This is a genomic window from Sediminicola arcticus (assembly GCF_040566695.1).
GTDB lineage: Bacteria > Bacteroidota > Bacteroidia > Flavobacteriales > Flavobacteriaceae > Sediminicola > Sediminicola arcticus.
The window spans coordinates 322154-336064 of record NZ_JBEXAE010000001.1 but is presented as its reverse complement, the minus strand read 5'-3'; the positions used below and the strand labels follow the sequence as shown (position 1 = coordinate 336064).

Below are 13911 nucleotides of genomic sequence, written 5' to 3'. Positions count from 1 at the left end.
AAAAGCTAGCAAACTTATATAATTACAGCTAATCTGCATAATTTTTGTAATTTTGCAGTTAGGCTTACACGATAAATAAAATATTGCTTTTATGAATGGTAAAAAGATATTGTTTGTATCTTCAGAATTAGTGCCCTATCTACCAGAGAACGAAGTTTCCTTAATGTCTTATGAAACCCCTAGGATGGTTAACAGCAATGGCGGCCAGATTAGGATTTTTATGCCAAGGTTCGGAAACATTAATGAACGGAGGCACCAATTGCATGAGGTCATACGTTTATCGGGGATGAACTTGGTCATTAATGATATGGATATGCCGTTGATTATAAAGGTAGCCTCTATCCCAAGGGAGCGAATTCAGGTATATTTCATAGATAATGAAGAATATTTTAAGCGTAAGGCTACGTTTACAGATGAAAATGGCAAACTTTTTGTAGATAATGATGAGCGTGCAATTTTCTTTGCAAAAGGGGTAGTTGAAACGGTTAAAAAATTAAATTGGTCTCCTGACATTATCCATGTTCATGGATGGATGGCTTCCTTACTTCCTTTGTATCTTAAAAAATATTATGCTGATGAACCATTGTTTGCTGAAAGCAAGATAGTGACTTCGGTATATAAGAAAGGGTTTGAAGAGGAATTGGACAAGAATATGATCAAAAAAATCGCATTTGATGGGGTTTCTGAAGATAGTATAAAACCTTTGGCCTCACCCAATTATAATAATTTGTTAAAAGTAGCTGTAGATTATTCTGATGCAATTATTTTGGCCTCCGAAGATGTGCCCCAAGAATTGCAGGAGTACATTGGCCAATTGGAAAAGCCTGTATTATCTTATGTGCCTATTCAAGAGTTTGAAGAGGCTTATGCAAATTTTTATAACAACGAAGTCTTAAAATAATTTCCATGGTATTTTTTAAAAAGATAATTTTTTCTGCTTTTGCGGGGGCAATGTTCGTAATGGCCTTTGTTTCGTGCGAAGAGGACATTACCACCATTGGGCAAGGAGTAATAGGTGGGGAGCCCTTTGAAAATGAGAGCGCCTTATTTGATGTTTTTGCCTACAATAAGAAAATAGAAGCTGTACAAACTAACAAATTGCCTATATATCAATTGGGAATTTTCAATGATCCTATTTACGGAAGAACAGAGGCATCCATTACTTCCCAAGTTAGATTATCGGGTGGTACAAATCCCTTATTTGGTGTCTATTCTCAAACCACAGAAAATAATGCCGCAACAGACAATGTAATTGCCACTATACCTGAAAACGAAACGGTGAAGGAAGTATACTTATATATCCCATACCTTGTTAAAGGTGCCAATTTTAGGGATGCTGACGGTGATGGGGTAGATGATGAATTTGACGTTGACCCCACTGATCCTAACAGTGATTCTGATGGAGACGGTCTAACAGACAATGAAGAAAGAGTAGCAGGTTCTGATCCTTTAAACGTGGATACCGATGGCGATGGAATAAATGACGCAGCAGATGACAGTACTGTTTCAGGAGCATTTTCAAAAAAATTCGAGCTTGATAGTATTTTTGGTAATAGAAATAATCCTTTCAAGTTAAAAGTTGAACGTTCTACTTATTTTTTAAGAGACCTGGATCCAAACACTAACTTTCAACAAGCCCAGGAATATTATTCTTCACAACAATTTTCACCTTCATATGTTTCGGACGTTTTATTTGAGCAACAAGTTACTATTGATGATAGGGAAATCATATTTTTTAAGGAGGACGATCCAGAGACAACCGAATTAGATGAATCTGAACAAGTTGATACAAGACTTGCTCCTGGGATAAGGGTGCCATTGGACCTTGATTTTTTTCAGCGAAACATTTTAGATAAGGAAGGCGATTCAGAATTATTAAACCAAGGAAATTTCAGTGATTTTTTTAGAGGAATTCACCTGTCGTTAGATCCTGCAGTAGATAATATTCTGATGTTGTTGGATTTGACCAAAGCTAATATTACAATTAATTACGATCACGATAGTTTGGATACCAATGGTACTGCAGACGACCCTACGGACGACACCATAGTTCAGATAAATAAAAATTATGTTTTAAATCTTTTAGCGGGAGGTATTACATCTCCCATTATTGGTAATGCAGTGAACACCTTTGTTAATGAAGCTTATCCAACAGATATAATGAGCAAATTAGATTCTGGAGCTAATGCTTCCAATATCTATATTAAGGGTGGTGCAGGATCTTATGCGGAAATTAAATTGTTTGACGAGATTAATGGAAGGGAAATGATCAATCAAATAAAGGCCAATAATTGGGTAATTAATGAGGCTAATCTAGTTTTTTATGTTGACAGGAATACGCTAGATGCGGCCGGAAACGTTGTTGAGCCCCCTAGATTATATCTCTTTAATCAAGAAACAGGCGCGCCTTTATATAATGCACAAATAGAAACGTCAACTTCTGCTACCGCCTTGGGCACGTATTTAAATTATGATGGTATTTTGGAAAAGGGGAGTAATGGCAAAGGTGTGAAATATACAATTCGTATTACGGAATATATCAACAATTTGATCATTAGAGATACTGATAATGCCACTTTAGCAGTTTCGTTGACCTCCGATATAAGAGTGCCAAATGTTTTTAATTCCCTGTTAAAGGACAATAATATAGGCATTCAGCCGGTGATGGCTACCGTAAATCCGTTGGGTACTGTTTTGTTTGGTAGTTCGGTTGCTAATGGAAATGAAGATAAAAAACTGAAACTAGAGATTTTTTATACCAAAATAAATTAAAAGGGTTGTTATAGACCATTTAAAGGAATAATACGTTTTACAACTGAATCTTGTTAGAGTTTACAGTATCAAACGTAAATTTACACTCCAAATAGAAAAATCATGTGTGGAATAGTAGGTTATATAGGACATAGGGATGCTTATCCCATCATAATAAAAGGGTTACAGCGTCTTGAGTATAGAGGATATGATAGTGCTGGAGTAGCACTTTATGATGGCACAGATATAAACTTATGCAAAACAAAAGGAAAGGTTGAAGATTTAAAAAATAGGGCCGAATCAGAAATTTCCTTGAAAGGATCATTAGGAATAGGCCATACTAGATGGGCCACCCATGGTGTTCCAAATGATGTAAATTCTCATCCACATTATTCTAACTCTGGTAACTTGGTAATCATCCACAATGGAATTATTGAAAATTACGATTCTATAAAAAAGGAGTTGATAAAAAGGGGATACACTTTTAGTTCAGAAACGGATACGGAAGTATTGATCAACCTTATTGAAGAAGTTAAAAAGCAAGAAAACGTTAAGCTTGGAAAGGCAGTGCAGATTGCTTTAAATCAGGTGGTGGGTGCTTATGCCATTGCTGTATTTGATAAAAACAAGCCTGACGAGATCGTTGTGGCAAAATTAGGTAGTCCGCTTGCTATTGGAGTTGGAGACAATGAGTTTTTTATTGCTTCGGATGCCTCTCCCTTTATTGAGTTTACTAATAATGCTATTTATCTTGAAGATGAAGAAATGGCAATTATTAGGTTGGGCAAAGAAATTAAATTAAGAAAAATTAAGAATGATGCTGTGGCCTATCCAAAAATTCTAGAGCTTCAATTAAATATTGAGGAGATTGAAAAGGGTGGGTATGATCATTTTATGTTAAAAGAAATTTACGAACAACCTAGGGCAATCCTAGATACCTATCGCGGTAGGTTGCTAGCCAGCCAAGGGATTATTAAAATGGCGGGGATTGATCAAAATATAGAAAAATTCCTCAATGCCAATCGTATCATCATCGTAGCCTGTGGTACCTCATGGCATGCAGGTCTTGTTGCGGAATATATTTTTGAGGATTTGGCAAGAATTCCAGTGGAGGTAGAATACGCCTCCGAATTCCGATATAGGAATCCGGTTATAACCGACAAGGATGTGTTGATCGCTATTTCCCAATCAGGGGAGACAGCAGATACCCTTGCGGCAATTAAATTAGCAAAAGAAAAGGGAGCGTTTGTTTTTGGGGTTTGTAATGTTGTTGGGTCTTCCATAGCAAGGGAAACCAATGCTGGTGCTTATACACATGCCGGTCCTGAAATAGGGGTAGCCTCTACTAAGGCATTCACAACCCAAATCACAGTACTTACGCTGTTAGCCTTAAAATTGGCGAAGGAAAAAGGGGTATTCTCTGAAACTAAATTCCATGAGTATTTAGCAGAATTGGAGAACATTCCAGCAAAAGTGGAAAGGGCTTTACAATCCAATACAGTGGTTGAAAAAATTGCTGAGGTATATAAAGACTCAACCAATTGTTTGTATTTGGGTCGTGGTTACAATTTCCCAGTTGCGCTTGAAGGAGCCTTAAAACTTAAAGAAATTAGCTATATACACGCAGAGGGGTATCCCGCTGCAGAAATGAAGCATGGGCCTATAGCCCTTATTGACGAGCATATGCCTGTAGTGGTTATTGCTACCAATAGAGGTCATTACGATAAGGTGGTGAGTAACATACAGGAAATTAAATCCAGAAAAGGTAAAATCATTGCTGTGGTAACAGAAGGCGATGAGACGGTTAGAGATCTGGCAGATTACATAATTGAAGTGCCTGACACTTTAGAAAGCCTTACACCATTATTGACAACAATACCTTTGCAGCTATTGTCATATCATATAGCGGTAATGAGAGGATGTAATGTGGATCAACCTCGTAATTTGGCTAAATCCGTTACGGTGGAGTAATTCACAACAAAATAAAGTTAAAAAGATCCCTTAATTACCATCTTAAACAAGATAGTAATTAAGGGATCTTTTTAACTTTATTTTGAGAATACAATAGTTTTGGAGGTGGTGTATTGTTAAATTAATACTATGCATGCATAATTTTTCTGGATTTCTTAACACCGAATCAAAAATATATATATATTGCCTATTAAATTAACTAAACTCAAATTTAGAATGAGAACATTTGTACTTATGTCCTTTTTGTTGTTGGGACTGACTTCGTTCGCCCAAACAACCGTTAAAGGTAAAGTTGTAGATCAAAATAATGAACCAATACCTGGTGCAAGTATTGTAATACAAGGCAAGGCAATTGGTACGGTAAGTGATTTTGATGGCCTTTTTACCTTAAGCACTACTGAAAATCCACCCTTTACACTGAGCATTACCAGTATTGGATTCGTTTCTGTAACATCAAGAATTACCCAAAACAATCAAACTGTTGCTGTAACTCTAAATGAAGAGCAGACCATGTTGGATGAGGTGGTCATTTCGGCCTCTAGAACCCCGGAACGTATTTTTGAATCCCCTGTTACCGTGGAACGTTTTGGGCTTGAAGACATAAAAAGTACGACGGCCGCAGATTTCTATGGTGGGTTGGAAAACTTAAAAGGAGTTGATGTAAACACCAACAGTTTAACTTTTAAATCAGTGAATACAAGAGGTTTTGCTTCATTTGCCAATACCCGTTTTATGCAATTGGTAGACGGTATGGATAACTCCGCACCAGCTTTAAACTTCCCTATTGGTAATCTCGTTGGTATGGTGGAAACAGACGTTCAAAGCGTGGAATTACTTCCTGGAGCGTCTTCTGCACTATACGGGGCGAATGCCTTTAACGGTATACTTTTTATGCGTAGCAAAAGTCCTTTTGATTATGAAGGGATTAGTGTGTCTATAAAAAGAGGTATAACTTCACAAAAAGCTGCAGGGGATAACGCGTATACCGATTTCGGTATAAGAGCAGCACACAAATTTTCAGATAAGTTCGCGGCTAAAGTGAACTTTGGGTATTTAAAGGGAACCGATTGGGCAGCAAATAATACAGAAGGAAAAGATGAAAATAATTTTATAACTACCGGGAGAACCCGAGCTAATGATTTAAACTATGATGGTGTCAATGTGTATGGTGATGATTATGCGGTAGATATTAAAGATGTGGCACTAAGGCTAGAAAGTCTAGGTCTTATTCCTGCAGGTGCGAATGCTTTAATTCCATCAGTAGAGGTGAGTAGAACTGGATATAATGAAGGTGACCTTACCAATTATAACGCAGAAAGCATTAAAGCAGATTGGGGTTTATATTATAGACCTATTGAAGATAATAGTTTAGAAATATCCTATGTAGGTAAAGTGGGTACTGGTAATACTATTTATCAGGGTACTAACAGATATAATATTAATGGTTTCTTTCAAGAGCAGCACAAACTAGAGATTAGAAATGATAATTTCTTTGTTCGTGGCTATTTAGTTGGGGATAAATCTGGTGACTCCTATGATATGGTTTTTACGGGAATTAATGTCAACAGAGCATGGAAAGACGATTCTACTTGGTTTGGCCAATATACTGGTGCTTACCTTCAAGCGACTCTAGCTGGAGCTACTGATGAATCTGCTCATGCGGCGGCGAGGGCACAAGCAGAATCTGGACGTTTTCTTCCAGGAACTCCTGAGTTTGAAGCAGCCTTTAATAGAAGCATCAACAATCCGGATTTAACTACTGGGTCTAAATTTCAAGATGCTTCTAAATATTACCACGCAGACGCTAATTATAATTTTAGTCACTTAATCGATTTTGCAGATATTCAAGTTGGTGGTTCCTTTAGGGAATACGAATTAAATTCATCAGGTACTATTTACACCGATGCTGACGGACCTATTAATTATTCAGAATTTGGGATTTATTCACAGGTTCAAAAGGAACTGCCATTGGCTGGTGAGAAAAGTTTAAAATTGACTGGATCTGTCCGTTATGATAAATCTGAATTTTTTGATGGTTTCTTCTCTCCAAGAATATCAGCTGGTTTTACATTAAATAGAAATCATAATATAAGGGCATCCGCTCAAACAGGGTTTAGAAACCCTACCACTCAAGATCTTTTTATTGGGTTAGATGCAGGGAGAGCTATTTTGGTAGGTTCATCTCCAGATAACTTAGATAGGTATACTAGAGATTTCCAAACAAGTGCTGGAGGTCAACTTTTAGGGCAACCAGGAACTATTACGCAAACAGGTAGAGCAGCTTACGAAAATTCTTATTCTTTAAGTTCAGTAAATAGATTGGGTGAAACCGGAAACCCTGCTGACTTAGAAATAGCAAACCCAGATATAGTAAAACCAGAACAAGTAGCTTCATTTGAAGTAGGTTACAGAGGAAAAATAAAGAGATTGGTAGTTGATTTTAGCACTTACTATAATAGTTATAAGGACTTCATTTCTCAAGAAGTGGTAATTGCCCCTTATTACGGAACGGTTGGTGACGGATCATTTTCTGTAGCGGCTATTGCAAACGGTGATTTTCAACCCTATAGCACCTATACAAATTCTGATGCTGACGTAAATTCATATGGTGCGTCTTTGGGATTGAGCATAAAAGTACTTGGGAATTATGATTTAGAGGGTAATTATACCTATACAAAACTAGATTTTGATAGAGAGGCAAATCCTGATTTACAGCTGAACTTTAATACTCCTGAGCATAAATTCAAAGCTTCTTTCGGAAATGCAGAATTGTTTAAGAATTTTGGCTTTAATGTTTCTTACAGGTTTAGTGATGATTATTTTTGGGAGGCAACATTTGCTCAAGGAGTAGTGCCTCAATTCCATAACGTTGATGCGCAAATCAATTATACCGTTCCAAGTTTAAAATCAATATTTAAAGTAGGGGGTACAAACATTTTAGGTGATGAGTATTTTACAGCTGTTGGAACAGGATTTATAGGATCTATGTATTACGTATCATGGACAATAAATAACTTATAAGAAACATACAATGAAAAATATAAAATACATATTATTAGCATCGGCAGCAACCTTTTTGGTTTCATGTAATGATATTGAAGATGTTGATATTAACCCTGTAGAAGCTGCAGCTGAACGACCCGCTCTTATCGCAGGATCTGCTAATTTCTCAAATTATGTTGCGTTAGGGAATTCGTTAACAGCGGGTTTTACAGATAATGCGCTGTTTATTGCATCCCAACAAAATTCACTTCCCAATTTATTATCACAAAAATTTGCTTTGGTAGGTGGAGGTACGTTTACCCAACCCTTGATGAATGATAATTTTGGAGGTATTGCTCTTCAAGGTAGTAGAATTTTGCAACCTCGCTTGGTCTTTGGTGGTGCTGGTCCGGTATCGTTAGAGTCTCTTATTGGTCCAGTAACCATTACCACAGATTTGGCTATTAATAATCCAACTGGGCCCTTTAATAATATGGGAGTGCCAGGCGCCAAAAGTTATCATCTATTGGCACCGGGATATGGAAATATTGCAGGCTTATCATTGAACCCACGGCAAGCCAATCCTTATTTTGTAAGGATGGCATCTACTCCAAATGCCAGTGTTATCGCAGATGCTATGGCACAAGCACCAACATTCTTTTCTCTTTGGATCGGCAATAATGATGTTTTAGGATACGCTCTTTCTGGAGGAGATGGTTCAGATCCAATTACTCCGGTCGACGGACCTCCGGGAGTTGGCTTTAATCAAACGTATGCAGCATTAGTGGCCTCACTAACTGCTGGCGGCGCACAGGGTGTTGTGGCAAATATTCCTAATGTTACTAGCATACCTCATTTTACTACGGTTCCTTACAATCCTTTAAGCCCCTTAAATCCTTCTTTCGGACCGCTTATTCCCACTTTAAATGGTGTTTTTGGGCAGTTGAATCAGGTGTTTGCTTTTTTACAAGTTCCGGAACGTAGCATTGTCTTTTCTCAAACAGCAGCTAGTGCAGTTGTGGTTAAAGACGAATCTCTAGTAAATTTATCAACTCAAATTAGAGATGTTTTAAATGGAAGTCCAACTTTTCCTGCTTTCGTACAATCATTTGGTTTGCCGGCACAAGCAGCGCCTTTAGTTGCAAATCTATTTGGAGTTATCTACGGACAGGCAAGACAAGCAACCGCTGGTGATTTATTCGTTCTGCCTAGTTCTTCTATTATTGGAACAGTTAATGCAAGTTCGGTTGAATTTTTAATGTCTCAAGGTTTGTCGGCTGCTTTAGCTGGACAATTTTCAGTTGAAGGGGTGTCACTGCCCTTGGCAGATAAATGGGTGTTATTGCCTATTGAGCAAGCAGCAATAGCAAGCGCAACTAGTACATTTAACGCTACAATAGCTGCCACTGCAAACCAAGCAGGTTTAGCATTTGTAGATGCCAATGAGATTTTAAATCGCTTGGCTACAAGGGGGATTACTAGTGGTAAATTTACATTTACCGAAAACTTGGTCACTGGTGGGGCATTTTCTTTAGACGGTGTGCATCCTACAGCTAGGGGGTATACATTATTGGTAAACGAGTTTATGAAGGCGATTGATGCTACCTATGGTTCTAATTTTGAAGCCTCAGGTTCGTTAGTTGATCCGGGAGCATATCCAACCAACTACTCTCCAGGTCTTCGATAATATTTCAAATTCAAAATATTCAAAGCGCCCAGAAATGGGCGCTTTTTTTGTACGCATAAAAATTAAAAAAACAATTTCAATTTAAAATGGAAAAACATATCTTTGCAGCCTGAAAAACAAGTTGGAAGATTTGTCAGTTTATTGAAAGTTGACAACTTTTCGCAGGTATTTATAAACAGATAGACAATGTCAAAAGTTACAGGTAAAGTTTCTCAAATCATAGGACCAGTGGTCGATGTAGAATTCCAATCCGGAGCAAACCTTCCAAGAATTTACGATTCTCTTGAAATCAACAGGAAAGATGGTTCTAAATTGGTCCTTGAAGTACAATCTCATATTGGAGAGAATACTGTAAGAACCATTGCCATGGATTCATCAGATGGATTAAGTAGGGGAGTTGATGTTGAAGCCACAGGTAGTGCTATTCAAATGCCAATTGGAGATGATGTATACGGCCGTTTATTCAACGTTATAGGTGATGCTATTGATGGTTTAGGGAATTTGCCTAAAACAGGTAAGCATGGTTTGCCAATTCACCGTGAAGCGCCAAAATTTGAAGACTTGTCCACCTCTTCGGAAGTATTGTTCACAGGTATCAAAGTAATCGATTTGATCGAGCCTTATGCAAAGGGTGGTAAAATTGGTTTGTTTGGAGGAGCAGGTGTTGGTAAGACAGTATTGATTCAGGAATTGATTAATAACATCGCAAAAGGGCACGGTGGTCTTTCTGTATTTGCGGGCGTTGGAGAACGTACCCGTGAAGGAAACGATTTGTTGCGTGAGATGTTAGAATCAGGTATTATAAAATATGGAGACGCTTTCTTGCATTCTATGGAAGAAGGGGGATGGGATTTATCCAAAGTGGATAAAAAAATCATGAAAGAATCCAAAGCTACATTTGTTTTCGGACAAATGAATGAACCTCCGGGGGCACGTGCTCGTGTGGCACTTTCAGGTCTTACTATTGCTGAATATTTCCGTGATGGAGCAGGTGAAGGTCAAGGAAAGGACGTTTTATTCTTCGTTGATAATATTTTCCGATTTACACAAGCAGGTTCAGAGGTATCGGCACTTCTGGGTCGTATGCCTTCTGCGGTAGGTTACCAACCAACTTTGGCAACTGAGATGGGTGCTATGCAAGAGCGTATTACATCAACTAAAAGAGGTTCCATTACTTCTGTACAAGCGGTGTACGTACCTGCAGATGATTTAACGGATCCTGCACCAGCAACAACGTTTGCCCACTTGGATGCTACAACGGTATTGTCTCGTAAGATTGCAGAGTTAGGTATTTATCCTGCAGTAGATCCTTTGGATTCTACTTCAAGAATTCTTACAGCTGAAATCTTAGGAAAAGAACACTACGCATGTGCACAACGCGTAAAAGAGTTGTTACAGCGTTACAAAGAACTTCAAGATATTATTGCCATCCTTGGTATGGAGGAATTATCAGAAGAGGATAAGCAGGCGGTAGGTAGAGCTAGACGTGTTCAACGTTTCTTGTCTCAACCTTTCCACGTAGCTGAACAGTTTACAGGTATCCCAGGAGTATTGGTAGATATTAAGGAAACAATTAAAGGTTTTAACATGATCATGGATGGTGAATTAGATCACTTACCAGAATCTGCCTTTAACCTTAAAGGAACCATTGAAGAGGCTATCGAGGCTGGAGAGAAAATGTTGGCTGAAGTATAAATAGTTGATAGTCGACTGTTGATGGGCTTTAGGCAAACTAAAAGCGTTTAACCTAGACTAGCAACCAACAACTAAACAATATGTACTTAGAAATTGTATCACCAGAAGCTACATTATTTGCGGGAGAAGTTACCTCGGTTACTGTTCCTGGGGTAAACGGTGAATTCCAACTTTTGGAAAACCATGCTGCCGTTGTTTCCTTACTACAGGAAGGCAATGTGAAATTTAAGGGCACTAATGTGGTGGTGGAAAAATTGAATAGAGATAAATTTTCAAAAGGTGCGGACGGCGAAACTGTATTAGCCATTGCCAGCGGTACTATTGAAATGAGAGATAATAAAATTATAGTGTTGGCTGATTAACCAGACATACTTACTGTATTAAAAAAGCCAAACTTTATAGTTTGGCTTTTTTAATTACAACTATTTTAAACTGATTAAAATCCAATCCCTACCGTCTGAAAAATAGGTTTTTAATTCTTTGAAACCAACTGCGTAATGAGCTAGAAGGGAACGTGTGTTTTTGGCATCGACCTCCGTTATTATACTGTCAAAATCTGGTTGCACATGTTGTTTCATGGTGTTGTATAATCCCCTAAAAATCCCTTGGTTCCTATAGTTTTTGCCCACACAGATCTGCCCCATGGCCATGTATTTTTCGTCTTTGGGAACCACAGCATCAATTTCTGTGAACATCGGTTTTAAAATATCAATCTTATCTGCAAACATAGGATGCATGCAAAGGGCATAACCAACAACGTTAGCTCCATCTTTGGCAATGATATGTGGGTAAACCTTATTCATTTGCTGGAGGATATCAAAGTTATGCTCAACAGTTACGAACCCATCCTTTTCTTTTTCCTCAAGGTTAACATTGGTCCATAGATTGGCCTGTTGTAAGGTAAGAATCTGCTCCAATTCTTCTTTGCTTGTAACCGTGCAATACTTAATGCTCATTGCTATTCAGTTTTTAGCCAACCCATTCTTTTTGTCAATACATCTTTTGATGGTTTTATACCTTCTTTTTCGAATAGGTGTATGCTGTAGGAGTGGTCTGACTGTAAAATTAAACTCGTGGATTTTTCAATACCGAATCTTTTGAAAGTTATCTGCAGCATATCGCCCACTTTAAACTGATTCATAAAATCAGTAAATTTTTGTTCTTTCTTAAAAGGGGTGTTATTTATTGAGGTAATGACGTCGCCATTTTCCAAACCGGCCATATAAGCTGGTCCACTAATTGTTGTATTGCTTTCAATAAGCCCTGTACCATCATTTTTTATGGAAACTGAAGCGCCAAAAAAAGGTTTTGCGGCATCCTGCTTGAGATCTACTCCCACAAATTTAAAAAGAGGGGCATAATCGGGCATTTCACTTTTGTAAATGTAATTGATGAAGAATTTGTCACCAAAATCAGTTCCTGCATACGTATTCAAGCTTTTATGTAAATCTTCAACTGTATAAGGGGATTCGTTTTTGCCATAGGTTTCCCATACCAATTTCATGTAATCATCCAAATTAAGATTTTTTTGGCGTAAGGACAGATCTAAAGCTAGGCCCAAAACACTACCATAGGAATAATAGGATATAAAGGTATTATCTCTATTCACAGGATCAACTGATGTAGCAGCATCCACAAATGGCGCTTGGTAGCTCATTTCTATTGGACTAAAAAATTGCCGAGCAGGAGAATTCCATACATAATTAAAAGTACCGGATAATCCTTCTACATACTCGTTTGGTGTAATGATACCCGCCCTACAAAGTATAAGATTGGTGTAATAACTGGTAAAACCCTCTGCAAACCATAATTCTCCGCTCATATTTGCTTCGCTAAAATTGAAAGGTTCCAAAGTTTTTGGACGTATTCGCTCCACATTCCAAGAATGGAAATATTCGTGGGATACCGTTCCAATATTTCCTTCCATCCCTCCTTCTGCCAAACCTTCTCTATCGGTTAATATGGTTGAATTCCTGTGCTCCATGCCATCACCTGAGGCATTCGGGACATAACAGGCCAAGAAGGTATAGGTGCCAAAATCATAATTTGCCAACTCCCCGAAAACGTCTTTTTCAGCCAAAACTATCTTTTTGACCTTTTCCCAATAGATGTCAAATTCTGTCTCTGTTCCGTTGTGGTGTAGGACAAATTGAACGGTTTGTTTCTTGTTGTTTGATCCCACTTCAAATTCTCGTAAACTATAATTGCTAATTTCGGTAGGGCTGTCCATAAAATAGTGCAAATTGGGAGCGGAATACATATTTCCAGATACTTTGGCCAATTGGGTGGCTACCTTCCAATTTAAATCTTCCCTAACCTTAAAGTCTACCGTAATGTTCCGATCAATTAATTCCGGGACAAACATAAAAGTTGCTGGAATATTCAGATGTGCATGAGTTTCATCGATCTGTGAATAGGTTCCGTCTCCGCGATTCGCAAATAGAGTATAGCTTATGTTTATCGTACCGTCATGTCCTGAAACGTTCCATTGATATGGATTGGGACGGGTTATGGTTAAGGAATTCCCTTTGCTATCCTTAGCTTTAAAATTGTACACGTTCTTGGCAAATTCATGAAGGGCATATCGTCCTGGAGAACTGCGGCTCATAAGAATCCCAATGGTATCCTTGCTTAGGTTTGGGAAGGAGGCCTTTATTTCAGCTTCGTGGTGGACGGCATTTTCAAATGAAATACTATAGGTGTTGGTTTGGGCACCAATGGGGCCAGTAAATAAAATAAGGAATAAAAGGGGAAGGAATTTTTTCATTTTTCAATGGTTTATCTTCACGAATATAACATTTAAAAATAGGATATACTACATTTGT

9 protein-coding genes are annotated in these 13911 nt (G+C 38.0%); 7 read left to right on the top strand and 2 right to left on the bottom strand.

The window, feature by feature from the left end; translation table 11 throughout:
• The first annotated feature begins 91 nt into the window (after positions 1 to 91).
• The 7 genes from ABXZ36_RS01500 to ABXZ36_RS01470 all read left to right on the top strand — a co-directional run bounded on the left by ABXZ36_RS01500 (position 92) and on the right by ABXZ36_RS01470 (position 11448).
• Positions 92 to 901, top strand: coding sequence for a glycogen/starch synthase (locus tag ABXZ36_RS01500; protein ID WP_354613688.1), 810 nt, complete (start codon positions 92 to 94; stop codon positions 899 to 901).
• Between the two features lie 5 nt (positions 902 to 906).
• The gene (locus ABXZ36_RS01495) at positions 907 to 2772 is read left to right on the top strand and encodes a DUF4270 domain-containing protein (protein ID WP_354613687.1); all 1866 of its coding nucleotides are present in this window, start codon (positions 907 to 909) and stop codon (positions 2770 to 2772) included.
• 102 nt (positions 2773 to 2874) lie between these two features.
• A complete protein-coding gene (glmS, locus tag ABXZ36_RS01490) occupies positions 2875 to 4722 on the top strand; it encodes a glutamine--fructose-6-phosphate transaminase (isomerizing) (protein ID WP_354613686.1) in 1848 nt (615 codons plus the stop codon).
• Between the two features lie 216 nt (positions 4723 to 4938).
• Positions 4939 to 7743 (top strand): TonB-dependent receptor, encoded by a 2805-nt coding sequence (locus ABXZ36_RS01485; protein ID WP_354613685.1) that lies wholly within the window; start codon positions 4939 to 4941, stop codon positions 7741 to 7743.
• 10 nt (positions 7744 to 7753) lie between these two features.
• A complete protein-coding gene (locus ABXZ36_RS01480) occupies positions 7754 to 9391 on the top strand; it encodes an SGNH/GDSL hydrolase family protein (protein WP_354613684.1) in 1638 nt (545 codons plus the stop codon).
• 186 nt (positions 9392 to 9577) lie between these two features.
• Positions 9578 to 11086, top strand: coding sequence for a F0F1 ATP synthase subunit beta (gene atpD, locus ABXZ36_RS01475; RefSeq protein WP_354613683.1), 1509 nt, complete (start codon positions 9578 to 9580; stop codon positions 11084 to 11086).
• 80 nt (positions 11087 to 11166) lie between these two features.
• Positions 11167 to 11448, top strand: a complete 282-nt coding sequence (locus tag ABXZ36_RS01470) for a F0F1 ATP synthase subunit delta/epsilon (RefSeq protein ID WP_354613682.1) — start codon at positions 11167 to 11169, stop codon at positions 11446 to 11448.
• A 60-nt stretch (positions 11449 to 11508) separates the two neighbouring features.
• Here ABXZ36_RS01470 and ABXZ36_RS01465 read toward each other — a convergent pair whose 3' ends face one another.
• Together ABXZ36_RS01465 and ABXZ36_RS01460 are read right to left on the bottom strand one after the other, a co-directional pair.
• The gene (locus ABXZ36_RS01465) at positions 11509 to 12042 is read right to left on the bottom strand and encodes a GNAT family N-acetyltransferase (protein WP_354613680.1); all 534 of its coding nucleotides are present in this window, start codon (positions 12040 to 12042) and stop codon (positions 11509 to 11511) included.
• A gap of 2 nt (positions 12043 to 12044) precedes the next feature.
• A complete protein-coding gene (locus tag ABXZ36_RS01460) occupies positions 12045 to 13853 on the bottom strand; it encodes a M61 family metallopeptidase (RefSeq protein WP_354613679.1) in 1809 nt (602 codons plus the stop codon).
• Between the last annotated feature and the right edge of the window lie 58 nt (positions 13854 to 13911).